The 22393-nt window shown below is 52.7% G+C and carries 20 protein-coding genes; 8 read left to right on the top strand and 12 right to left on the bottom strand.

The features are described from left to right. Window positions 1-202 precede the first annotated feature (202 nt). Entirely contained in the window at window positions 203-1324 is a 1122-nt protein-coding gene (locus tag GOV38_RS21935; RefSeq protein WP_170334764.1) for a linear amide C-N hydrolase, read from the top strand. Window positions 1325-1538: 214 nt separating this feature from the next. On the opposite strand, the gene GOV38_RS21930 is transcribed toward GOV38_RS21935, so the two are convergent. Further along, entirely contained in the window at window positions 1539-2066 is a 528-nt protein-coding gene (locus GOV38_RS21930) for a hypothetical protein (protein ID WP_171210333.1), read from the bottom strand. A gap of 813 nt (window positions 2067-2879) precedes the next feature. On the opposite strand from GOV38_RS21930, the gene GOV38_RS21925 reads away from it, so the two are divergent. The 3 genes from GOV38_RS21925 to GOV38_RS21915 all read left to right on the top strand — a co-directional run bounded on the left by GOV38_RS21925 (window position 2880) and on the right by GOV38_RS21915 (window position 4864). Further along, window positions 2880-3668, top strand: coding sequence for a hypothetical protein (locus GOV38_RS21925; RefSeq protein ID WP_170644849.1), 789 nt, complete (start codon window positions 2880-2882; stop codon window positions 3666-3668). Between the two features lie 183 nt (window positions 3669-3851). Beyond that, a complete protein-coding gene (locus GOV38_RS21920; protein WP_171210332.1) occupies window positions 3852-4541 on the top strand; it encodes a hypothetical protein in 690 nt (229 codons plus the stop codon). Window positions 4542-4615: 74 nt separating this feature from the next. After that, on the top strand, window positions 4616-4864 hold the full coding sequence (locus GOV38_RS21915; RefSeq protein ID WP_170334757.1) for a ParB N-terminal domain-containing protein: 249 nt from the start codon (window positions 4616-4618) through the stop codon (window positions 4862-4864). Here GOV38_RS21915 and GOV38_RS21910 read toward each other — a convergent pair. The 5 genes from GOV38_RS21910 to GOV38_RS21890 form a co-directional block, all read right to left on the bottom strand. Beyond that, window positions 4856-5869, bottom strand: a complete 1014-nt coding sequence (locus GOV38_RS21910) for a fatty acid desaturase (RefSeq protein ID WP_170752037.1) — start codon at window positions 5867-5869, stop codon at window positions 4856-4858. The two genes, GOV38_RS21915 and GOV38_RS21910, sit on opposite strands and share 9 nt — an antisense overlap. A gap of 71 nt (window positions 5870-5940) precedes the next feature. Continuing rightward, on the bottom strand, window positions 5941-6147 hold the full coding sequence (locus GOV38_RS21905; protein ID WP_170328727.1) for a cold-shock protein: 207 nt from the start codon (window positions 6145-6147) through the stop codon (window positions 5941-5943). A 579-nt stretch (window positions 6148-6726) separates the two neighbouring features. Then, window positions 6727-7077: an antibiotic biosynthesis monooxygenase gene (locus GOV38_RS21900; protein WP_170417151.1), complete on the bottom strand. Its 351-nt coding sequence runs from the start codon at window positions 7075-7077 to the stop codon at window positions 6727-6729. 12 nt (window positions 7078-7089) lie between these two features. Then, window positions 7090-7860: a nuclear transport factor 2 family protein gene (locus GOV38_RS21895; RefSeq protein WP_170417149.1), complete on the bottom strand. Its 771-nt coding sequence runs from the start codon at window positions 7858-7860 to the stop codon at window positions 7090-7092. Window positions 7861-7895: 35 nt separating this feature from the next. Then, window positions 7896-8690 (bottom strand): VOC family protein, encoded by a 795-nt coding sequence (locus tag GOV38_RS21890; RefSeq protein WP_171210331.1) that lies wholly within the window; start codon window positions 8688-8690, stop codon window positions 7896-7898. 104 nt (window positions 8691-8794) lie between these two features. Here GOV38_RS21890 and GOV38_RS21885 point away from each other — a divergent pair, with 104 nt between their 5' ends. Then, window positions 8795-9676, top strand: a complete 882-nt coding sequence (locus tag GOV38_RS21885) for a LysR family transcriptional regulator (RefSeq protein WP_171210330.1) — start codon at window positions 8795-8797, stop codon at window positions 9674-9676. Between the two features lie 459 nt (window positions 9677-10135). Here the strand turns inward: GOV38_RS21885 and GOV38_RS21880 are convergent, their stop codons facing one another. Together GOV38_RS21880 and GOV38_RS21875 are read right to left on the bottom strand one after the other, a co-directional pair. Beyond that, on the bottom strand, window positions 10136-10657 hold the full coding sequence (locus tag GOV38_RS21880) for a hypothetical protein (protein ID WP_170704305.1): 522 nt from the start codon (window positions 10655-10657) through the stop codon (window positions 10136-10138). A 913-nt stretch (window positions 10658-11570) separates the two neighbouring features. After that, a complete protein-coding gene (locus tag GOV38_RS21875) occupies window positions 11571-12593 on the bottom strand; it encodes an AraC family transcriptional regulator (RefSeq protein ID WP_170570598.1) in 1023 nt (340 codons plus the stop codon). Between the two features lie 96 nt (window positions 12594-12689). Here GOV38_RS21875 and GOV38_RS21870 point away from each other — a divergent pair, with 96 nt between their 5' ends. Together GOV38_RS21870 and GOV38_RS21865 are read left to right on the top strand one after the other, a co-directional pair. After that, complete coding sequence (locus GOV38_RS21870; protein ID WP_217352023.1) at window positions 12690-14201, top strand: DUF1214 domain-containing protein; 1512 nt, start codon at window positions 12690-12692, stop codon at window positions 14199-14201. 34 nt (window positions 14202-14235) lie between these two features. After that, the gene (locus GOV38_RS21865; RefSeq protein ID WP_170570601.1) at window positions 14236-15729 is read left to right on the top strand and encodes a DUF1254 domain-containing protein; all 1494 of its coding nucleotides are present in this window, start codon (window positions 14236-14238) and stop codon (window positions 15727-15729) included. A gap of 730 nt (window positions 15730-16459) precedes the next feature. On the opposite strand, the gene GOV38_RS21860 is transcribed toward GOV38_RS21865, so the two are convergent. From GOV38_RS21860 to GOV38_RS21845, 4 genes are all read right to left on the bottom strand, one after another. Continuing rightward, window positions 16460-17701, bottom strand: coding sequence for a membrane dipeptidase (locus tag GOV38_RS21860; RefSeq protein ID WP_171210329.1), 1242 nt, complete (start codon window positions 17699-17701; stop codon window positions 16460-16462). A gap of 47 nt (window positions 17702-17748) precedes the next feature. Then, a complete protein-coding gene (locus GOV38_RS21855) occupies window positions 17749-18927 on the bottom strand; it encodes a carbohydrate porin (protein WP_171210328.1) in 1179 nt (392 codons plus the stop codon). Further along, a complete protein-coding gene (locus tag GOV38_RS21850; protein ID WP_254453178.1) occupies window positions 18924-19628 on the bottom strand; it encodes a DUF3299 domain-containing protein in 705 nt (234 codons plus the stop codon). Before GOV38_RS21850 ends, GOV38_RS21855 begins: the two co-directional genes overlap by 4 nt. A gap of 86 nt (window positions 19629-19714) precedes the next feature. Beyond that, window positions 19715-21112 (bottom strand): amidohydrolase family protein, encoded by a 1398-nt coding sequence (locus GOV38_RS21845; protein ID WP_171133795.1) that lies wholly within the window; start codon window positions 21110-21112, stop codon window positions 19715-19717. Between the two features lie 76 nt (window positions 21113-21188). On the opposite strand from GOV38_RS21845, the gene GOV38_RS21840 reads away from it, so the two are divergent. Continuing rightward, entirely contained in the window at window positions 21189-22256 is a 1068-nt protein-coding gene (locus tag GOV38_RS21840; RefSeq protein ID WP_171210326.1) for an AraC family transcriptional regulator, read from the top strand. Window positions 22257-22393: the final 137 nt, after the last annotated feature.

Genomic DNA, 22393 nt, shown 5'->3' with positions numbered 1-22393 from the left:
GCCATCCGCATATTTACTCCAAAGGACCGCAGTCAGCCCAAACCAGACATTCAGAGTCGGACTTTGCAAAGTCCGGCGGACGGAATAGGCGGACTTTCTTGCCTATTTGAAGATCATGCAAACTTCATTCAACTTGAGAACCGGTGTGGTAGCTTGGTCGAGTGAGTTCATGAGATCAGATCAGTCCAATTGGAGAACGACCATGCGTCATATCGAGTTATTTCGGATATTACCAAAAGCGACCATAGCCTTTGTGGCTTCAGTATCGATGGCCTGGGGATGCACTGGCATCATGTTGACAGGGCAGGATGGAAGCATCGTTCGCGCAAGGACCGCCGAATGGGGGCCGTTCGATCTTGAGACAAAGATCAACATTATTCCGCGAGGTTTCACTTATACCGCAGGCGAAATGCCAGATGGGCAAGACGGAGCAAACTGGACCGGCCGATTTGGAATGGTCGGTATCAGCATGTTGGATCATGGGGCTCCCGCAGATGGGATCAACGAAGCTGGGTTGACCGCCGGGTTGTTTTATCTGCCCGGCTTCACCGAGTATCAGGAGTACGACCCTGACCTTTCCGGCAACACGATTCCCGGCGATTTGCTCGCCAGCTATGTCCTTTCCCAATTTGAGACAGTTGAAGAGGCTGCCACAGGGTTGGCGAATGTCCGTGTCGTCGGGGTCGTGGATGAGACCTTAGGATTTCCATTCCCGTTTCATATGTTGGTTGCTGACCGGTTCGGCGGAAGGATCGTCGTCGAGTACATTGATGGTGACCTGACGGTTTTCGATGCCCCGCTTGGCGTGATCACCAATTCGCCAAACTACGATTGGCACATGACGAACCTAAACAACTATGTAAACCTGTCGGCTCTTGGGCTTCCCGAAGTTGAGGCAAGCGGCGTTACTTTCGCGCCCCTGGGCGCTGGGAGCGGTATGATAGGACTGCCAGGCGACTTCACACCCCCATCCCGGTTTGTCCGCGCAGTCGCCTTTTCCCAGACAGCGCGGGAGACGCAAGGTGGCTATGACACCGTACGCGAGGCATTCCGAATACTGGACAACTTCAACATTCCTGCCGATGCCGCTGAGGGCGCTCAAGACGATGTGCAGTCGGATGACCTACTTTACAGCGCAACACAGATCACAACCGCTGCGGACTCCCTGAACCTCGTTTACTACTATCACACGATGTACGACCGAACGGTGCACATGGTTGATATGAAGCAGATTGACTTCGGAGCTATGGGAGGCGAGATGATCGTCTTTGAAACCAGCGGTGATCGCGAACCAACGTTAATCGATGTGACCCCAACGAATTGACGTTTTACCACGTGGGCCGTGGCGGCATCACCGCTAGCTGCGGCCCAATAAAACTTCGGAATGGAGGGTTTACCGCTCCAGCGAGTTACCGGCGCTAGGCTCGAAGCCGCGTTCACCACTGTTCGCACTAGTGACTGGAGGCAGCCCAAACCGGACGTTCACAGTTAGACTTTGCAGTTTCCAAAACGCCAAAGAGCGAACTTTCGCACGAGGGCTACACCCGATACCAGTTTTCAACTTCTCGGGCGGCTTCTTCGGCTGTAAAAGTAGTCTCTACCTCTGCGATTGCGTACTTTACTTCGTCTGAGCTAGCACTGAGTTCTAAGACGTTCGCATCCAGATCATGGGCTGAACCGGCATTTGAATAAATCGTATCGACCCCAATTCTAATGGCGTTTCGATGTTGCAGTAGGTGCTCAAAAAACCGCAAATAAATCATCTCCTCGTACGGAGAATGACTGTCCGCTTCAGAGATCAAACCCAATTCTGCGGCCTTGGTACACGTCAAACGCCAAGCCAGTTCCATTGTCGATGGAGGCGCATCTCTGGCCTCATCAGGGTGTTTTGGGTTCGCAAACGTAGACCTTCGGATGGCTTCGAGTTTGGCGCGCAAACTCTTTGTAGGAACAGGATAGATGAAGGTGGTTGCCTCGGATGCTAAGGCTGGTTCAACCTGATCCGGCTGCGCCTGGATGAACTCGGAAAACCTGTTTCCGATGATAGGGACTTCACCGACAATCATGTCAGTGGGATCGGTAGTCTCTGTCAGCCATCGCGCTAGGGCTCTCCGGCCCCACAATCCGGCTGCCTTTCGGATCAACGGATGAGTTCCATCTGAAACATCTGGGTACTTTGCGAGTATGTCTTCGGTCTGAAACGCCGCGAGTCCTGTATCCCACCGCATGATATGTACGCGTCGTCCCAACGAGACCGAAATGGATATTTGCTGGCGCAACAGAAATGACTTTCCAGACGCTGGTAATCCAGTGAAGAAAACCATACGGCAACGACGTGCAGCGTCGGCGAGGTGTTTTCCAATCTCAGTGTCCGCAAAACTGTCGATAGAAATTGCGAATCTCCTAGTTCGGTGTCGGCAATAGGCTGGCGCGGCGAGCGTTCACCACCTCCAAGATTGTTGCCCAAGAAATCCGGCGATTTCACAGACGAATTGTCAACCTAAATTGCCCCAAAGTGAATTTTGCCTCTCAGTTACTCTCTTAACCACCTAATAACTCGCCGGTCTCAAAAATTGACCATTCCGCAGCACACGCTTCTTGACGAGCGTGCGTCCTTGACTCTTCACAGACTAGGAACGACAAGAGTGCATTGGTAAAAAATTACTCGCCGCCGCGATGCTGCCGGTTACGATAATCCAATGGCCTTCAGACTAATTGTAGCATGTGCCTCAGCATAGGAACGGGTTCCGCTGGGGTCTTCGCTATGAGCTCGTTCCTCGCAAGCATTTGCAACTGTCACCTGACGTGCTCCAGTCATCGCGTGACCCATGAAAGAAGGCGCAGTATGAACAACACATGGCTCTTAAATTGCGTGCTTGATGCCCGATAGATCAGGTCTCAGGCTCCGTGTCGACCATTCATTCATCGTGTTTGCTCGCTGCATTCTTTGTTTGATCCCGATACTTTTGGTGTTTCTCTCAGGAACGCAGCTTCCTGCTCAGGTCGCGGGCAATGCCGATGGGTCTGTTTGTGACGAAGGTTTCGAAAACAAGAACGGATCCTGCCAAAGAACAGACTTACCAGAAAACGCATTTTTGACGGGTAGCACCTATGGCAGCGGTTGGGAATGCAATCACGGTTTTCAGAATGTCGGAGAACTCTGTGAGGAAATAAGAGTTCCTGAAAATGCCTATCTTACATCAACAGGAGATCAGTGGGAGTGCAATCGGCTGTTCCAGCGTGTCGGAGAACTCTGTGAAGAAGTGATGGCACCTCAAAATGGATACGTCGAAACCCGGTTTGGCGTGCAGGAAATACACTGCAACTGGGGATTTCGTAAAGAGAACCAGGATTGTGTTGCGATAGATGTCCCGCGCAACGGCCGCCTGACTGACAAAAACAGCGCGGATGGTTGGGTGTGCATCAGAGGTTACAGCGCAGCGGATAGCGGCTGTGAGCCTGTGGCAGTTCCACAGCATGCATACCTCGCGCCTGAAACTTATTCCGGATGGAAATGCGAACGTGGTTTTCGCGCAAACCGGGACAAATGCGTTGCGATCCTTGTCCCTTCAAACGCTCATTTGAATCGAAGAGGTGATGGTTGGGAATGTAACCGGCCGTTCACGAGACAGAACGACCAGTGCACCGAAAATGCGCCGCGACAATAAGTTAGCGGAAACCAAAGTCGCCCGACAAATCCGGAAGGACTAAGCCGTGAACTATAACTCGATTAACGAAAACCTGGGTAAAAGTCTCAAAGCCGAAAAGGCGCGTCGCCGGTCCTATGGGATTAAGTTATCTATTGCGTCAGCAGTGTGCGTTGCAGCGATAATTACCGTGGTGTTTCTCTGATGCGCAAAAATGCCCCTCAAGTAACCCTTCACGGTTCAAAGATGTCAGCTCGTGGTCTGGAACAAAGAGCATTTCAGGATCGCAGTGTTCGTGAGTCGCGGAACGCTGACGTAGCAGGAGTGATTGAAGAAGAATTTGGAAAGTACTTGATTAAGGCCGGCATCCTGAGCGGTAACAGCGTTGCGCGCGCATTCCCCAAGCCACCGGCTAAAACGCAGGCAATGATTGCCGATGCAGTCGGCGAAACACCAGCATTGGCCATTGAAGCCTTAAAAGGAATTCTCGAAGAACGAGACAGGAAACGTAGCGGTCAACGACGTTTGGAAGGAAACTCCGGCACGCTCGTTCCCAGTGCAAGAGAATATGCAGAGGCATTGCGCCAGATCAGGCTCACCCCTGCGCAGGTCACAATGCTCAAAGCACTTACAATCGCAGGCAAGGAAGGTCTGACTATTGGTCACTTGTCTCAGGCAGCCTGTTACAAATCGCGCGAGGCCTGCATCAAGGTCTTCAAGAAAATCGGACTATTAATTGCTGAATATCTGGAACTCGAACTTCCCGAAGCCGGATCGGCACAGAATGATGGCGCCGCCCAGGTCCTGGCCTTTTCTCACATCGAAAGTGACGATGAGCCAGCAACTTGGATCATGCATCAGGAACTGCGCGACGCTGTTCGTTCGGTTCTATGACGTGCGTTCCAGCGCCTGCTTTTGAAGCGAAACCCGAACCGGAACAAGTGCACGAAAGGTTGCTCACGTAGCTTATGTTGGAGAAAAGACCATATCCGCTTGAATTGATCTATGTACCTGTGAAACGTGCAAAAACACTTGATCAGCAAAAAGTGCTGACGCTGGCCGAAGATATTCTGAAGAACGGCCAGAAGACCCCGATCCAGATACGCTCGGACAACAAGAGGTTCGTACTGATTGAAGGCCTTCACCGATTAGAGGCCATTCGCGCCCTAGGAGGTGATACCGTCGAAGCCTATCTGGTCCGCGCCAGACTACACTAAATACCTATTGGAATTGGCGTTCGACAAAGCCTCGGAAAATGTCAGCAGACGTTGACTTTTTTCATCCCAAAGATGCAACCGTGCGCAATGAAGGCTCTCAAATAAAGTAATACGCTGGCAATCTTCCAACTCAGAATGGTCACGCAAAACCTCGTTTAGCCGATAAAACGGTATGCGGCTGGCGAGATGGTGAACATGGTGCACACCAATGTTGCCAGAGAACCACCGCAGGATGCCTGGCAGGGCATAGTGAGAACTGCCATAGAACGCGGCGTTCTGAAGGTTCCAGCCCTCTTCCCGATCCCAAGTCGTGTGTTCGAACTGGTGTTGAATGTAGAAAAGCCAAATACCAATGGATGATGCGACAATCACGGTTGGCAGGAAAACACACGCCAACACCTCAAAGCCTCCGGCCCATAAAATCAGAGCCAATAACCCTGCAATTGCGGCGTTTGTTCCCATCGCACTTGCCCAATACAGCCAGCCCGACCGCATGAAGCCAACAGGTAAGCGGTATTGAATAAAGAACGTATAGATCGGCGCAACACCGAACAGGAAGACGGGGTTCCGGGTCAGACGATACGCGGCACGCCCGAACCAATTCCGTTTCAGGTATTCCTCAATGGTCAATGTAGGGATGTCACCCATACCACGCCGATCAAGGTTACCGGTTGAGGCATGGTGAATCGCATGGCTTTGCCGCCAAACGTCATAGGGAGTAACGGTAAGAACACCCAGAACCCGGCCGATCCAATTGCATGCGCGGCGACTTCTAAAGAAAGATCCATGACCACAATCATGCATGATGATGAAGATACGGACCAGAAATGCGGCATTCAGGATGGCCAGAAATATTGCGATCCAGACGCTGAATGACAACGCAAACCACGCTAGGGCCCATAGCGCGAATAAGGGGAAAACAGTGATCGCAAGTTCAAAAACACTGCGCTTCGCATCGGGCACACGGTACTGCGCGAGCACCCGCGTCCAGTCTTTAGGTTGCAACTTACTTGGTCTCCGACGGCTTATAGTCGCCCATTGTTCAAACGGGCACCCTTATGGGTGCCCGTGAAAGGTCAGGCGAGTGCCAGATTGGCGGCGCTTTCGCGTCCGTCACGGCCAGCTTCGACGTCGAAAGTAACTTTCTGACCGTCTTTCAATTCGCTAAGGCCGGAACGTTCAACTGCTGAGATATGCACGAACACGTCGCGCTTGCCATCTTCAGGCTCGATAAAGCCAAAACCTTTGGTTGAGTTGAACCATTTTACTGTGCCATTTGCCATGGTGGAAGTCTCCTAATACGTGCCGCCCGCATCATTGCGGCGACTCGGCGTGGTCGGTCTGAATCGAAAGACTGAACGCCGAATTGGGGAGACAGCAGGTCGAAAAAGAAAAACGTAAGCCTCGTGTATATGGACTTCGACTACGCACGATACAAGCCTTGATGCTTTGGCGGACAACAGAGAATTTGAGCCTGTCTGGCTTAGAACTAGGCAAGTAGAGGTGAAACCGTTGCTCTTCGATCCAAACTTGAAGGTGGCTTGGGTCAGCGGCACAGAAGACTAACGATCATTTTTGGGAAATTATCCTGCTGCATACGAGACAGCGATAAGCGTCCGTTTTGGTGCCTTGGCGAGACTTTGCAAAGTCCGCTTTCTGCGTATTGCTGATCTTCGTGCCCCAAGCACCACTGGTAACTTTGGGCTCGATGCTAAAGTTCGCCTGAATATCCTGAAAGGCCGCTATGCGGGACAGAGTTGCCGTCCGCCTGGATAGCCCGATTGTCCGGTGATGAATGCTGATGATCAAAATGCAACAAAGCACCCATGTTTCCATGGGCGCTTTGGTTAGTATGAAGGCTCTTACCGTGCCAGTTGGTAGCGCTTCATCGACATAGAAGATGCATCGATCATGCTCATAAACTTCTCAGCAGCCGGAGCAGAGGCAAAGCTGTCCATGGATGCTTGCGCTGCCTCCGCGCTTTCCCAATTGACGACAACCGCCCATTTGTCGTCTGCGAAGGCGGCTTGCCGGGAGATGAAGCCAGGCTGTTTACTGACGTACTCGTCCTCAATTGCCTTGTCGACCGGTTCGAACGCTTGAGCTGAAACACCCTCGGCAAGGTCCATTGTCACAATCTCGATTACACCAGCATCTTGAGCCATAGCCGCGCCTCCCAGCGTCATCATTAAGGTGATCAGGAACGCTTTCATATTGGCACCCGATCAAAACTTGCCGTTGTCATGAGCCATTTCCGCAGGGATATCGGCGATCACGTCCCAATGCTCAACGATCTTGCCGTCTTCGACGCGGAACAGATCATAGAACGCTGTTGGTTTGTCAGCGAACGTTCCCTCAGAGGCGGTGAAGACAAAGTTACCCTCGGCCACAACAATGTGGACATCCGTGTAGATCATCTGGATGCCTTGCTCGGCCATGCCAGCAAGAGCAGCACCTAAACCGTCCAGACCGTCAGCAATGTTGCTGTTGTGCTGGATGTAGGTCTCCGTGGACAGGAATTCGGTGATCCGGTCAACGTCGCCATCTTTCAGGATGGTGTTCACAAAGTCTGTGACCAGCGCTTTGTTCTCAGCGGTCTTGTCCAGATCTGTGATCTCAGTTGAACCATCGGTCTGAGTATGCCCCGAAGGATTTGGCGGTGTAATTTGGGTCAGGTTGTCCCAGTGCTCTGCAACCTTTCCGTCCTCGACGCGGAAAACATCGAACCCCACCAGAGTGTCAGCACCGAACGCCTGAGCGTTGTTGTAGGTCGTATGCAGGACAACCATGTTGCCTTCCGCGATCACCCGGTGGATATCCACCTCGATCCCGCTTTCTTTCAGACCAGGAATGAAGCCAAGGATCGGCGCAGCCCCCGTGGGGACGGCTGGGTTGTGCTGGATATAGTCCTTTGCCAGAAGCTGTTCGGCGGCAGTTGCGTCGAAGTTGACAAAAATGGCGGCTACGGCCTCCATTACGAGTTCTTTAGGTGTCATTGTTGTAGTCCTCTCTTGGTTTGATTTGACGACATTCACGCGGCGCAAGCCTGCACTGAGGTGATCGTGAATTCTGTGCCCCAGGGATCGACCTTCTGGCCGGGCGTGAGACTTGCGGGGTCAGCCAACAGCTCAACACTCGCGAGACCTGTGGTTTCGACAGAGCGCGGGCCTGCCCCCTTTGATTGCCAAGCATTCGCGGCAAGATGGTGATGGTAGCCACCGGACCCGAACCAGCGGGCTGAGGGCAGCTCAAATGTCTGAACCATACTCAGCTCGTCAGTAACGAACTTGGCTGCCTTGCTGACATCACCGACACGTAAATGAACGTGTCCGATGACTGTGCCTTGCGGTGCGCCTTGCCACTGTGTGGCATCCTCCGTTAGTGATTTCAGGTCGAGCGGGTGCGTTGTCATGTGGATGGTATTGCCTTGGCGTTTCCACGCTTCGCGAGGCAGATCACGATAGATTTCGATGCCGTTTCCTTCTGGATCGTTCAGATACAGCGCCTCGCTGACACCGTGGTGGGATGCGCCATCCAGGCGAACACCGCGCTCATCCGCGTAGATCAGCCATGCGCCGAGGTCTTGTTTGGACGGCAACAGAAATGCGGTGTGAAACAGCCCCGCCTCTTTGGGAAAGGGTTTGGCATTGCGGTCCTGGCGCAGCTCGATCAGCGTGCCGGCCTCGGTGCCGAGGCGGGCGCTTTCACCGTTGCGTTCGACTAGGCCAAGGCCGATCACGTCTTCATAAAAGGTTGCGGTCTTATCCAGATCGCGCACCGTCAGGGCGACCTGACCTATTGAGATGGGGGCGTCTGACGTTGCCATGTTCTTTTCTCCTGCGATTCAGCTTGAGAGGAACTTAGCGATGGTCTTTTCTCCATGAAATGGCGATAAGAGCGAGTGTGTATCGCACAAATGGAGACAATGCTATGGACCGGATCGACGGGATGCAGAGCTTCGTGGCTGTTGTGGAATCCGGTTCTTTTGCCGCCGCCGGACAACGGCTTGGCATTTCAAACAAGCTGGTCAGCAAACGTGTGGCCCAGCTCGAAAACATGGTTAGGCTGAATCTTCTCCATCGCACCACCAGGTCTATGTCGTTGACCCACGAGGGGGAGCGATATCTGGAAGGAGCGCGACGGGTGCTGGCTGAATTGGAGCAGTTGGAGACTGAGTTTGACGCTTCAGAGGGCTTGAAGGGCATCGTTCGTGTGGCGGCACCCCTTACCTATGGCGACACGGCGGTGGCTAAAGCAGCAAGCCGTTTCGTAGAGCAACACCCGGACGTCACAGTCGAATTGGACTTGTCGGATCATTATGCTGATCTGGCCAAGGGCGGTTTCGATATCGCAATACGGATCGGCGCGCTCAGCGACTCCAGTTTGGTCGTTCGCAAGCTCGGTGAAACGCATATGAAAGTCGTCGCGACTCCTTGCTACCTTGAAGAACATGGCACACCTTCACATCCTGCGGAACTCTCGGACCACATTTGCATTCGAGATGCGAACAACCCCGATCCAAACCGCTGGCCATTCCAGATCGAAGGGCAAACCGTGCAGGTGCCTGTCTCTGGCCCATTTCTGGCAAACAGTCCTCCCGCCTGCCTCGTACCGACGCGTGCCGGGAGCGGCATCTTCATATGCCCAGATGTGTTTTTGGGGGACGACCTTGAAACCGGACGTCTTGTGCAACTCTTTCCGGAGTTCCATTCCCGCACTTTGCCGATCCAAAGCGTGCAGTTACCTTCGGCCTTTCGAAAGCCGCGTGTAAGGGCCTTTGTGGAGTTTATGCGTGAAGAGATTCGGGCGTAGGTCGGCTCGAAAGTGGCCATTCGTGCAGTGTGCAGCATTTGGTAGGTATGGGCTCAAGTCAGTCATCTGAGTCGTTAAGTCAGATGACGGCTTAGGAACGGATAGCGGTCATTGTTGGTGGTCATTCCGAGAAATTTCGCCTGAACGTCTGCATTGAACGGCGCTGGACGTTCTTTGAAATCTGCTGAACGGCAGAGTTTCGGTCAAAGCAGACACGGGAAATAACAGACCGCGTTGCCTTGTTTGAATATCGCACTCGATCTGGCCACTCACTCGGATAAACCAAAATTCGTTGCTTTCTAGACAACGCCCGCACCAGTTTCGGCGGGCTAACCAAAACCTTGATGCTTGAGGCGAAGAGACAAAAAATGACGAATAAATGACCCCGCAAACTGCGGGGCCACAAAGGGTTTGACGAAAAGGCGACTCAACTTTTTTGAGGTTGAGCGACGGCCTAAGTTAGCTGGCAAGTGCAAGGTTGCATTTACGCCCTTCTTCCATAGCCTTCTTTGTACCGGTTAGGTCCACAATGAAATTTGCGGACTTCTTTGGAAATGCGATCAAAGTCTGTCCTTCGGCCACGGCAGTCGCCATATTCGCGTTCTTTACAACGATATAGCCACCAGAGTAGTCATCCGCTAGCTTCTTGCTTTTTATGCCTTTTGCGCGACCTTCATACACGAAGTCGTCAATTGCTATTTCTATTTTTTGACGGTTTTTGATGTCTATGTCAGCTTGCGTGAATACTCCCAAGTAACCGTGTTTTTGGTTTTTGGTTAGACCCATTTGCATGACGTTCCCGCTCTCGAAGACTTTTTCTATCAGGCATGTACCAGAGTCGTTGTCAGCATAAACCGTCCAGCCTTCAACCTCACTGTAAATCTCGAAGTTGTCGCTACTTGCCGGAACCGGGTCTTTGGCAGCGGCAACAGTTGCATATGCGGAGATTGCCGCGGCGGCAAAAATGGCAGCATATTTCATGTATTCCTCCCAATTAGATGATGCGTCGCGAAGCTACCTACGACGCAACAAAAGCAAATATTTCGATGTGAATTCATTTCAACGAGTGAAAGCGTCGTTTGCAAACAACTGCTCGAAAAGCACTGCGGAACGTCGGTGAACACCTATAGCCTGAACAACTCGCAAGCTCTTCTTTCAAAATACAAATCTTTTGTGGGAGTTTTGATCCAAACTCATGATGGCTTCGTACCTATCATACCCCTAACTGATACCCACGGTCGTCTCCCATCCCATGAACGACCGTGGGTTTTTTCGCCAGTTCCATTGGTTCGTGTCTGGAAATGACTAGGGGCTGCACCCAAAACAGAACTACAAAAGCTCGTCGCTGCATTTACAGAAGTATTTTCCATCTCGTGGATGCTTTTTGAGTAATTGTTTGGAATAGCTCCAAAAAAGTATCAACCAACATAAGCAACCATACAATTCTAAGAAGGTGCTCGGTTAACTCGCGACCAAAGCTCTCCATCTCGAGGGGTGTGCGCATTGCATGCTCCGACTTTTAAGCAGTTGGATCTATCAAATATCCAAATTGGATACATAAATAGAGCAAGCATCGAAATATCAGAATGTTTCCCGTAGTGAGTGCGGGCGTCATTTGATTACCTAGCACTTTCCTACAGCCCCGCGTTGATCCTATCCCAGGGTAATCGACGCGGGGCAACAGATAGAATCACCTCTACAAGCAAATAGTCTGCAACTTTGTCATTGTTCCAGTTCACTTTGTTTCTTGATCCTAAAAGAAAACGTATAAAGTGATCGAACTAGGTTAGCTTCCCGCCCTACTCGGGTTGGACGCGGTTACTCGTCGCATCCAACCTGAACTTAAATTTGTGAGCAATGCAGACGCCAACGGCTTGCTTTTGCAGACGACCATTCAAGTATGACCGGAATTCCTTTGGCGATAGTCAGAGGGTGCCAATCCCGTTACCTTCTTAAATGCGCGGCTGAAATTATTTGCGGTTTCGTATCCTAGCATGGAGGAGATACTGGAGACTGTCTCGCGCGTATCTGTAAGGAGTTCCTCGGCCCTTGCTACCCTGATATCGTTGACGATTTCGCGAAAACGAACCCCTTCGCTTGCTAACTTCCGTTGTAGTGTGCGAACGCCAAGATCGAGCGAACGCGCGGTGGCATCAATCGACATTTCCTCCCGATGAAGTTGTTGCCAAACCACCTCCTCGACTTGTCCTCTAAGTGTTTGAGGTGGGCCGCCCAATCGTTCGCGTGAAATATCTCCGACAGTTGTCGAGCCTCCGCTAAGTTTTTTGGGCGCGGCTTCGGAGCTCAAAGCCGAAGCTTCAAACTCAACCCCAAGGCGGGTGGCGTTCCAGATTACAGGACAAGCGTAAGTGTCTTCTGCCTCGACAAACCCAGGAACTTTCGGGAAGTCCAAGAGCACGGCCGATGGCTTCCAATCGTTTCCTAAATACGCGCGGAATATGCTCAGAAAAACCCCAACGGCCGAGAAACCGATGTCCGGATACGCGAAATGCGAGCGAAGTCCAAAACGATAACAGTAGCGCGCGCTAGTGCCCGAAGTTTCAAGCCACGCGCGATCCGTGGACGAATGAAATGGCATGACGGCAGAAGCTCGTATTAGCGCTGCCCCCAGCGTTGGAGCAGAAAGAACGTAACTCCCCCAGGCGCCGTAGTCAGCGACAGTGAGATACGGTGACCACAACAATCCGATGTTTTGTTGTCCCGTGGATCGTGCGGCTTCGTGCACAAAGGTCGCCAAGGCATGCTCCGAGATGTAACCGCCTCTTTCCTCAATGAAGTGAACAGGAAGATCGGCAGAGTCAAAAGCACGCAACAAGCGTCTTTCCCCAGCGGCCTCAAGCACAAACTGGGGCATCGCGCCCAAGGCCTTGGCCGAAATCATCGGTGGTAGGTTCAATCCGTCAACCCGCTTGTTCGCCCGCGTGTCGTGAAATGATACGCATCGGCTGAACGGATGTGCAAGCTTTCCCTAAACAGCAGGGAGCATTGCAATATGAAAATACTTCGGCCATTACACGGCGGTTTTTCGATGCATTTTTTGGGAATGGTGCTCGGCGCAGGTATTTCTGCTTCACCAGTTTTCTCCCAGTCCTTCAACGACACGGGCGACATCCTTGCACGATCAGCCGAGGTCGAGGACATCGAGTACAAGATTATGGTGCAGCGTGCCACCCAGACGGCCATTTGGGGAATGCCTGCCGCAGGTATGATCGATTTCCTCAAGGGCATTCGCCGCGACCTCGGTGGCGACTACAATGACATCATTTATCTCAACAAGCCGTTCGACTCCAAACATGGGTTTCTTACGGCCAACGATGTTACGGCCTATGCTTGGGCTTCAATGACCTCCGAACCCGGTCCCCTTGTCATTGAAGTGCCCGCTGCCACCGACAAGGTGAACTACTTCGGTACAATCGTGAATGCTTGGGATGTTCCTATTGTGGACGTAGGTCCCGATGGTTTCGATGAAGGTGTCGGCGGCAAGTACCTCATGCTACCCCCAGGCTACGAAGGGGAAATGTCGCTGGAGGAATTAACTGAAGCGGGATACCTTCCCTTTGAAACAGATACCTACGAATATGGTTTTTCGTTCCGGCCAAAACTGACGAATGGCGGAACGGACGCCGATGCGGCCGAGTACGCTCAGACGATCAAAGTGTACTACCTGTCCGAGGCCGACAATCCGCCACCCAACAACTATCTCGAAGCGTCAGAAGTGCCGTACGACTCGCTTCCATACTACAACGAGACATTCTTTCAGGACCTGAACGATTACGTTCAAAACAACCCGATCCGTCCACAAGACAAGGTTATGGTGAATTTTCTGAAAGATCTCGGGATCGAGAAGGGAAAGCCTTTCGAACCAAGTGAACTTCAAATGCAGGCAATGAACGAGGGATTGTTGCTCGCGTACGCCTCGATGCAGAACTACTTTGTGACGCCCGGGAAAGCCATGATCCCACTTTGGGTCGACGATAGCGGCGAGATGAGGAGCCAGTGGTTGATTTGGGATTTCGCGGATGGTCAACCCGAGGCTGGTTTCCCCTATGAGACTGAGACCGAAGTCCTTGTGGATGCGCGTGCGGGCGGCAGTTATTTCTGGATTACATACCTGCCGAAACAACTGGGCGGAGGTACATTTTATCTGACAGGCCTGCGCGACAGCGACGGGGAAATGTACGATCACAATCAGACCTATAAACTGAACGTCCCAGCGGATACACCTGCCGACGATTTCTGGTCCGTGATTGTTTATTCGATGGAGACCAAGAGCTTCATTCGGAACGTTGATCCTGTCGGTTTGTCCGAGCGCGACACTGATGCGATGCAGGCTAATGAAGACGGTTCTTACGACATCTTTTTTGGACCAGAAGCACCGGAAGGCATGGAAAGCAACTGGATACCAACCACAGAGCCGTACTTCCTTTTGTTTCGTCTATATGGGCCGCAAGACGGATGGCTGGAGAGTGGCTGGATGCTGGGCGATCTAGAAAAAGTAAACTGATCAAAACAAACAGTAATTCCCAATGGAGCGAACAATGAAAACAAAGTCTTTAGCTGTGCTGACTGCCCTGATACTCGCATCGCATTCTTCAGCCCAAGAATTCAAAGCCGACGTTCCTGAGAATGTTCTTACACCAGACAAGGTCGAGACCCAGACGCTTGGTGATCTGGAATTCTTCGATGGTATGCCATCACCTGAGACGGTGGAGAAAGTCTTCGACAACCTTGATCTGATCAGAGCAACGACGGCTTTCCTGGATGGCATGAAGATCGCTTCGCTTCGAGCTATGTTTCAGGGATACGAAGACTTGGGCGTCAATCCCAATGACGTCGTGATTGCAGAAGACCTGCTGGACGCGCGGTCCATCTGGCTGACGCCCAATACAACCACAATCTACATTGGTTCGAATGTCGATATCTCGGATGGCCCGATGGTGATTGAGGTTCCGGCAGGCCTGCTTGGGTTGCTTGATGACGCCGCGTTTGACTATGTGACGGATATCGGGGCGCTTGGCGCGGATAAGGGAGAAGGTGGCAAGTATCTACTTTTGCACAACGACGATGAAACGCCGGTGCCCGAGGGCTACTTCGAACTACGCACAAAGACATATGAGCACTGGTTGTTGCTAAGACGCTCGCCAGACGCAGACGGAGATACGGCTGGCCCTGTTGCCGAGATCAAGGCGGGTCTGAATATCTATCCGCTTAGTGAAGCGGACAATCCTCCCGCGGAAATTTTCCTGAATATCTCCGGTGTTCAACACAACACTGTTCACGCGAACAACGAAGACTTCTTTGAAGAGATCCACGTCGCACTCGAAAACAATCCAATTGGTGCGTTCAGTCCGGAAATTGTAGGAACGTTTGCTTCCATAGGGATCAGGAAGGGCGAGCCCTTCGAACCCGATGCCCGTATGCAGGCCATTTTCAAGGAGGCAGCAGCAATCGCAAACGCCACGGCGCGAGCGATCACGTATGCCTCGCGCGATCCGGGGGTTTTCTTTTATGAAGACCGGCAATGGAACTCACCGTTCCAACGCCAGAGCTATCTTTTTCTTGAGGACGGCGCGCGCATCCTCGATGATCGGTCGTACTTTTTCTATATGGCAACGGGCATAACGCCTGCGATGACCTCGCCACCGGTCGGGACGGGGTCTGTCTATGCGATGACAGCGCGAGACAGCAACGGACAGTACCTTGACGGCTCAAAAACCTATAAGGTAACGCTACCGGCGCCGGTTCCCGCCAAAAACTTTGCGTCGTTTATGTTGTATAGCGGACAGACTCGGTCAATCCTTGAAACTGACCAGCAATCCGGTGGTATCGACTCTAATAGACCGGGGATAAAACCTAATGAGGATGGGAGTACCAGCATCTATTTTGGTCCAGAAGCCCCAGAAGGTTGGGAGAACAACTGGGCGCAAACCATGCCCGGGCAAAGCTTCAACGTGATGATGCGCCTCTACGGCCCGCTCGAGCCTTGGTTCGACAAGACCTGGCGTCCCGGTGATCTGGAACTGGTAGAATAAAGCGACAACCGCGACTATCGGGCGACGCTACTTTTTGGCGTCGTCTGACATTTTTTCGGTGTCCGCTTCGGGCTCGAAGCAATCATTCGCCACCGATCGTACAAACGTCCGCTTCGGAACCGGACGAGAATTTGCCGCACATTTTTTTGGGAGGGTATCTAACCTAACTCTGTAGCCAATTGCCCCCATACCCCCCACGGCAGGTGGCGACCGCTGCGCCTCCGCTGCAAACGCGTTAATGCTCTTACTGAAATTCAGCGTCTAGGTAGGGGCAAAACACACTTGCGGCCTTGCTTTGCTTTGTCGATTGTGAGAGCGTCAAGTTACTGGCAACGCAAGACATCTTTCAATCGGGTGTCGGTGGCGGCAGTGGAAAACAGCACCTTGTTGCACGTGCGGATTGGGTTAGAGCGCTTCGTTTACACCGAAGATGTCGGGAGTTCGAGTCTCTCATCACCCACCATCCTTCCCCTTGATGTAAGAGTGTCGGGCCCGGTTCGCACCTTTTGTTGTGATGCGTGTGATTTTGTTGCAGCAGGAATCGAAAGGGAAAGACACCTCCAACAAATCAGACATACGCCAAATCCCAACTCGTACAGCGGCCTGCCTATCTTGATCAACCTGTGATCAGGTCGCTATTCCACGCGTGGAAACGTTCCAGAACATTTTGGGATGTGAGCTTCAGCAGCGCTGATCGGACTCTGTTTTCTTAGGGTAAGCCCCTGAAAGCTCAGCGCGAATAGAATCCATCACGAAGTTCTTGCCGCAGACGTAAACGCTCGGGGTATTCTTGCAGAAATTGTTCGGGGGGCTTGCCCTCCCAAACCTGCGCATAAACCCGCATCTTGTTGCCGCCATAGATCTTTGCAAGGTCTTCGTTTGAATAGCCGCGCGCCCAAAGGTCATCGGTAATCGCTGCAAGGATTTTGGCAAGTTCTCCATTACCGGTCGCCCCCTTGTTGAATGCATCGATCATGTAGCCGCCATCGTCGTACATGCTTGCGTTTGCAGTAGCGAACTGCACGACAAGTTCGGTTGAGAACATGTCATCCGTTGCGATTCCAACATGGTCAACACCCACAAGCTGCACATAATAGTCGATCATATCAGCGGCCTGCTTAGGTGAGATATCCTCGGGCCAGACACCGTCCATCATCCATTCTGTGAACGTAGGAGAAACGTAGCCACCGGACTTGGCCGCGCGCAGCGCCTCATCGTCGGGAATGGCCCGATAACACCCTTTTGGCGTCGCATTGGGCCCATTCGCGTACAACCCTGCAGGAACCGAGTGCGTGTAGACATAGGGCACCCCGGGGTAGTTCTCATCCATGTAGTCCATGGCGTCATTGGCCGTTTTCGAGCCCGTGTGGCTCAGGTCGAGTAAGATGCCGAAACGAACCATTTCGTCGATGACCGACTTTCCCCAAGGGGTCAAACCAATGTCGCGCCCGTTATAGGCCGCCAATTGCCCGGAACCCGTGCGGAAAATGTCATTGTAAGCCAGGATCATACTCTTGATCCCCATATCCTTGAGCAATGCCATCTTTTTGAGATCACCGTTCAGGATCGTGGCGGTTTGGCTGTTCCAGATGACCGCCGTCTTGCCCTGTATGTGGGCAGCCTCAATATCGCGGGTTTCATTCACGATCAGGTAGTTTTCCGGTTGCTGCGCCATCGCCGCGCGGAAGTGGTAGTGCTGTTCTAGCAGGGTTTCAAAAGACATATCTGCTGCGGCCAGAGTCATCTCATGCCCAGTGATACCGTTGTCCCGCGCACGCTCAAAATAGGTGTGAAGCTGGTCGTAGTCCGTCCAGCCTGTGCCGTAGGGGCTAGCCAACATGCCGAGGACGATCGTGTCCTGAACAAACTGCTTTGCCTCTTCTGATGCATCCCACGTCTTGCTCTCTTCACTCGCATGGAGCGCACCACCAAGGGTGATCGCGATAGCGCAGATGGCCAACAGAGTCTTCATGACAAAACCTCCTAAAGTGTTATTTGAACGTCCACTTGTAATCCACACTAGAAAACGATCCGCGTTCTTAGACCGAACAGCGTAACGCTATCCTGGGCGGGATTCAGCAGCGGGTCGGAAATGAACTGTACTGATGGTGTGATCTGCAGTCCGGGTGAGATTGAAAATCGGTAGAACGCTTCAAGCGTGAACTGATCTCTGTCGATACCTCTTGCCTCGGCCCAGTTCAGGCCCAGCCCGGCCAAATCGGTGTTGCGACCGTAGTAACCAAGACCGGCAGAAACGGATCGATCATAGAGCGCTGCGGTGCCCTTTGAGGCCCCGGCCCGGAAAAATGGCATCCATTTATTGTCAACAAACCATGCGGCGGAAACCGCAGCGCCGTAGTCTTCCGCTCGGCTGCCATCGTCGGCTGCATCCGCATGCCAAAGCGTCAGGTGGATATTGTCAAAATAGATACGATCGAAACCAGAGGTGTAGCCGAGCTCGAGCGATTTGAAGAGATTGCCGTCGCTAAACACATCAAAGTTTGGATCAGACGGGTCGGCGTTTGCGTCAGCAACACTCGCAACCGCGTAAAAGTTTTCGCTCAGCTTTAACCCACCAGCAATGCCCAGGCCCGGATTTGGGGCATTAAGTGTCGGGTTGGTATTGAAAGACAGGTTTTGGAACCCGCTGTAGGGGCTTACTAGCCCATAGATATCCACGAAATCTGTGACATCAATCTGGCCGACTTGCAGCGTCCACGAACCGTTCTCGGCCCGTTGGGTCCAGAACAGATTGGTCAGTAGCAATCCAGTATCGTTGAAGGCCGTCCCGGTAATCGAAAGGGCTCCACCATCCAGCCCAAGGAATTGCGGGGCAACATCCGTGTAGCTGTGCCGGTCTTCGATCTTGAATGTCAGGGAACCCCGCTCAGTTCCCTGCCAACTTCCGTAGAAACGCGCAATCCCGCTGGCTGCTTCGCCTGTTCCCAGATCAGCATCCGTGGTTTGGCCCAATGCAAGGTAGTCTATGTTGAACCGAAACCCGCCCTCAGCCAGGCGGTCTTTCCACTGAAACCAACCCGGTGCGATGTTGCGTGGAAAATCTGAACGGTATTGCGGATCGGTCAACCCGTCTCCGGGCTCTAGATCAGCTTCGACCGACGAGGGCCCGGATAGTCCCTGAGCCGACGCTGCACCAGCGAAGGCAATACTTAACGCGACAACGAGAAGCTTTATCATTCAGACGCCTTTGCCCCGCCGGTTTTGCGATTTCCCGCCGCCCGGATGCGATCAGCGGCACGCTGCTTCCATTCCAACCCGTCTGCTTCGGATTCCAAAGTTTCGACCCGCTCCGTCTCTAACTGGAACGTCGCATTCATGGGCATGAGGCCATCCACAACCATCATTTTCTGAACAGAAGGATCAATCGTCAGCCTGCCCGTCAGCCGAACGGGTTCGTGGACATAGCTGGGCGTCCAGTCCTCATTCAACCGCACACGGATCATTTGGTTGGGTGGAGGTGGCGGCAGGTGACTGCACATTCCTCGTTCTGGCACCAAATACGCCACAGGCCGACCGTCCGGATCACTTGGGGCAGGAATGGCAAAGCCCGCGAGTGTGACTGTTTGACCATCGAATTGTGGATTTCCGTGCGTTCCCGCTTTTCTTCGGCGTTCCGTCACGACCTCGCGCTGATCCAGAAGCCAGTCGACATCAATTCCATCAACTGCCAAGGCATCCTCAGTATCGGTCAACAGCGCTTGCCATTTTTGCCGTTCTTCTTCGCTGCCACGATCCCCCTGCAGCCTTCCGCGCAGTCGTACGACATACAGGAGATCGTCGAGCTGTTCCGGGCTGAGATCACGGTAAGGGTCTTCAAAAACCTGAGCGGATGGGTCTGGCAGGTCTGACCAGTCCAACGCAGCTCCAGGCGCTGCCATGGCAGCGTTACCGCACAAAACCAATCCTGCGAAGACTGCAGAGCAAAACCAATTTCGCATATGTGCTCTCCGACTGCTTTTTCTGATCACTCCAGTGTGTTTTTGTATATCACACCATCCTTCATGATCAGGCGGATCGTTTCGGGGCTATCTGGTCTCGGGTCGGCACCAAACCACTGATCACCCGTTCCAACGACCGAGAAGTCTTCAAGCGGGTTGCCGTCTATCAGCAGGATGTCGGCATAGGCGCCTTCCTCGATCACGCCGAGCTTTCCAGCGGTATAGGGGTTCATAAAGTCACCTGACAGAGCGACCACCTCGCCGCCCGTCGATGTCAGCGTAACCAACGACGTGTAGGGTCCGAAAAACTCATTGTTCAGGTGCTTCTCATAGGCAATCTGGATGTTGCAAGCCTCGACCGAACCAACACAGTCAGTCTGAAACCCTCGTTTGACTGGGCATTCCTTCATATTGTCGATGTAGCCTGCAAATGTGGCCGAGGCGGACTTTGCCTTAGCAAGGCTCGACGGGACATTTGCCACTGCCGGAATGTCTAGCAATCCAGGATCGAAGGCCGTCAGGTTGGTGGTAATGTATGCCCCTTTTTCATTCATGACTTGTGCAATTTCACAGTCAAACGAGAAGCCGTGTTCGATAGACATAACACCTGCATCAAGCGCACTCAGGATAGCTTCCTTGCGATAGGAATGCGCCATGACATAGCTGCCATACTCATTGGCCACTTGAACGGCGGCTCTGATTTCCTCGGGCGATCCAGCTAGCAATTGCCATGGGTCGAACGCCGAAACGACACCCCCAGATTGCATGAATTTCAACTGCGTCGCGCCCATGCGGAAATTGTTGCGGGCGAACTTGTAAACATCAGCCACACCACTGACTTCCTGCGCCATGTTCAGGCGGCTCATGTTGGTCTCTGAACCCGGTGGCGCAGTGAAATTCGCGAAGTCAGCGTGACCACCTCGCGTTCCTATAAATGCGCCAGATGGAAAGTAACGTGGGCCGTCAATCTGACCCGAGTCAATCGCGCGACGCAGCCCACCATTAGCCCCTCCTGCATCCCTGACTGTGGTAAAGCCCTGCATCAAATACATCTCGGCCATCCGCGCGCCATGAATGGCGAAGTCTTCCCAAGTTGTGTTCGCCTCCATCGATGGCAATGTCGGCCCCATCAGCATGAGGTGAGCGTGCAGTTCAATAAACCCGGGGGTCAGTGTCCGGCCCTCTCCGTCAATGACCGTGGCATTGGGGGCATCAATCGCATCGGTTGAAACGACCTTGATCAGATTGCCCTCGACCAATACGCTGGCGTTCTCGATACGCTGTTCATTTACGCCATCAAAAACATGCACGTTGGTAAACAGTGTTTGGGGTTCTTCCTGATCCTGAGCCAGCGCAGACGCTGCAAAAGAAAGACCCGCAGCGACGATAATCGTCGAGCAAAGGGACATTTGTAGAACAGACATAGGTACTCCCTTCATATTCGTGTTTTGAAAATTGTAGTCCGAAAAGCTTTGGATCGGTTGCCTGTTTTGAATTAGAATGTTCGAATGTGACCAAAAAAGTGGCCACCGGATAACCGAAGTTCAGACAAGGGTGACGAGCTTGCCGTTCAACTCTATCGCTCCAGAGCATAGCGAAGGTTTCATTCGTCTCTCTTTAGCGGCGCCATTTCTGCAATATCTCACCGACCGAGGGATCAGCCCGCAACCTGCCTTGGATCAGGTCGGCTTGCAGGCCGAACTGTTGTCTGACCCATCTGTGTTCGTGCACTCAGAGTTGGTATACGGCTTGGTGAATGCCTTCTCAGAAGTTTCGGGCGATCGATACCTTGGACTGAAGGTCGGTGAGACATTCGACCTAGAGGGATGGCCGCCGTTCGCTCAGGCCCTGCGATCAACAAACTCGCTGTTCGAGTTTTTTGCCCGTTTCGTGGGGCTTGTACCGCGAGAGTCTAATTCTGTGCGGCACAGCCTTGTCATCGAAGCAGACAAAGCGACGTATCGAATAGACAGGCAACAGGAGCCAGCTGTCCCACCCATACAGGTGACCGGCTTTGGCGCCGCAATCTATGTGCGCCTATTGCAGACCGTCGTCGGAAATTCTTGGGATGCTTCCCATGTGCGATGGGAAAGCAGATATATCAATGGTCTGCCGATCGGATACAAAGGTATCGAGGTTGGCCTGGGAACTGATCCAGGAATGCAAATCAGTTTTCCTGTGGAATGGCTGTATTTGCACCATGCCTCCGAAGGCTCTGCCAAGCCCATAAGCACGCCTCGACAGGATGAAGAAGTAACCGTGGTGGCCGCTTTACGATCTGTCCTGCGCGACAAATTGGATGAAACCGAATTGGGACCAGAGGTGGTGGCCGGATTGCTGGGCATACAAACGGATCGATTTCTGAAGGCGCTTCAGCAACACGGCACAACGCTGCCCCGCGAAATCAAACGGTTGCGCGTGGACCTCGCCAAAGAGCACCTCAAACAGAACCAGATGACAATTGCACAGATCGGACTGATGCTCGGCTATTCCGACAAGTCCCATTTCACCCGCTTTTTCCGAGGTCAAACCGGAATGACACCGACTAAGTTCCGTCTTGGTGGGTAAACAAATTGTTATGACTTGCTCTGGTTACACCTGCGAAAGATCGGGATGGCGCAGAACAACAAAAGCCGCCTTTCGGCGGCTTGTTCTGTGTCGCTGGTTGCGGGCGTAGGATTTGAGCCTCTGACCTTCAGGTTATG

It is taken from the genome of Ruegeria sp. HKCCA5839 (genome assembly GCF_013035585.1).
Classification (GTDB): Bacteria; Pseudomonadota; Alphaproteobacteria; order Rhodobacterales; family Rhodobacteraceae; genus Ruegeria.
This window is presented reverse-complemented; position numbering and strand designations above follow the sequence as displayed.

Coding starts and splice junctions, on each gene's coding strand:
- GOV38_RS21935 (WP_170334764.1), top strand. CDS start 203: ATGCGTCATATCGAGTTATTTCGGATATTACCAAAAGCGACCATAGCC.
- GOV38_RS21930 (WP_171210333.1), bottom strand. CDS start 2,066: ATGATTGTCGGTGAAGTCCCTATCATCGGAAACAGGTTTTCCGAGTTC.
- GOV38_RS21925 (WP_170644849.1), top strand. CDS start 2,880: ATGCCCGATAGATCAGGTCTCAGGCTCCGTGTCGACCATTCATTCATC.
- GOV38_RS21920 (WP_171210332.1), top strand. CDS start 3,852: ATGCGCAAAAATGCCCCTCAAGTAACCCTTCACGGTTCAAAGATGTCA.
- GOV38_RS21915 (WP_170334757.1), top strand. CDS start 4,616: ATGTTGGAGAAAAGACCATATCCGCTTGAATTGATCTATGTACCTGTG.
- GOV38_RS21905 (WP_170328727.1), bottom strand. CDS start 6,147: ATGGCAAATGGCACAGTAAAATGGTTCAACTCAACCAAAGGTTTTGGC.
- GOV38_RS21900 (WP_170417151.1), bottom strand. CDS start 7,077: ATGAAAGCGTTCCTGATCACCTTAATGATGACGCTGGGAGGCGCGGCT.
- GOV38_RS21895 (WP_170417149.1), bottom strand. CDS start 7,860: ATGACACCTAAAGAACTCGTAATGGAGGCCGTAGCCGCCATTTTTGTC.
- GOV38_RS21890 (WP_171210331.1), bottom strand. CDS start 8,690: ATGGCAACGTCAGACGCCCCCATCTCAATAGGTCAGGTCGCCCTGACG.
- GOV38_RS21885 (WP_171210330.1), top strand. CDS start 8,795: ATGGACCGGATCGACGGGATGCAGAGCTTCGTGGCTGTTGTGGAATCC.
- GOV38_RS21880 (WP_170704305.1), bottom strand. CDS start 10,657: ATGAAATATGCTGCCATTTTTGCCGCCGCGGCAATCTCCGCATATGCA.
- GOV38_RS21870 (WP_217352023.1), top strand. CDS start 12,690: ATGAAAATACTTCGGCCATTACACGGCGGTTTTTCGATGCATTTTTTG.
- GOV38_RS21865 (WP_170570601.1), top strand. CDS start 14,236: ATGAAAACAAAGTCTTTAGCTGTGCTGACTGCCCTGATACTCGCATCG.
- GOV38_RS21860 (WP_171210329.1), bottom strand. CDS start 17,701: ATGAAGACTCTGTTGGCCATCTGCGCTATCGCGATCACCCTTGGTGGT.
- GOV38_RS21855 (WP_171210328.1), bottom strand. CDS start 18,927: ATGATAAAGCTTCTCGTTGTCGCGTTAAGTATTGCCTTCGCTGGTGCA.
- GOV38_RS21850 (WP_254453178.1), bottom strand. CDS start 19,628: ATGGCAGCGCCTGGAGCTGCGTTGGACTGGTCAGACCTGCCAGACCCA.
- GOV38_RS21845 (WP_171133795.1), bottom strand. CDS start 21,112: ATGTCTGTTCTACAAATGTCCCTTTGCTCGACGATTATCGTCGCTGCG.
- GOV38_RS21840 (WP_171210326.1), top strand. CDS start 21,189: ATGTTCGAATGTGACCAAAAAAGTGGCCACCGGATAACCGAAGTTCAG.